Here is a 436-nt window from a genome sequence, read left to right on the forward strand (position 1 = left end):
GATGCGGCGCGCGCGGCGGCGACGCTATTGGGCGAACAACTGCGCGAACGGCAACTGGAGGTCTACCTGCTCAGTCGCGCGCCGCATCTGGAGCGTGGTGATCTGGACAATCCAGCCATCCTCAAGTCGATGCAGTTGCGCACCCAGGCGCGCGCCGAATATGCGTGGATGGGCGTCACCGACGCCGAGGGCAACGTGCGCCAGGCGGTCGATGATCTGCTGGTCGGTCAATCGGTGCAGAAACGCCCGTGGTTCCAGATCGGCCTGCGCCGGCAATACACCGGCGATCCCCATGAAGCTGTGTTGCTGGCCAAGTTGTTGCCGGGCCTGCCCAATGGCGAGCCGCTGCGCTTCATCGATTTCGCCGCGCCAATCCACAATGCCGAAGGGCAGGTGATCGGCGTGCTGGGTGCACATGCGCACTGGAGTTGGGTGA

General features: G+C 64.7%; 1 pseudogene. It reads left to right on the top strand.

Annotated elements, in window-relative coordinates:
• A pseudogene (locus J5M71_RS28715) lies at positions 1-436 on the top strand (GGDEF domain-containing protein); the annotation flags it as partial.

Source organism: Pseudomonas sp. 43(2021) (genome assembly GCF_017490805.1).
Classification (GTDB): Bacteria; Pseudomonadota; Gammaproteobacteria; order Pseudomonadales; family Pseudomonadaceae; genus Aquipseudomonas.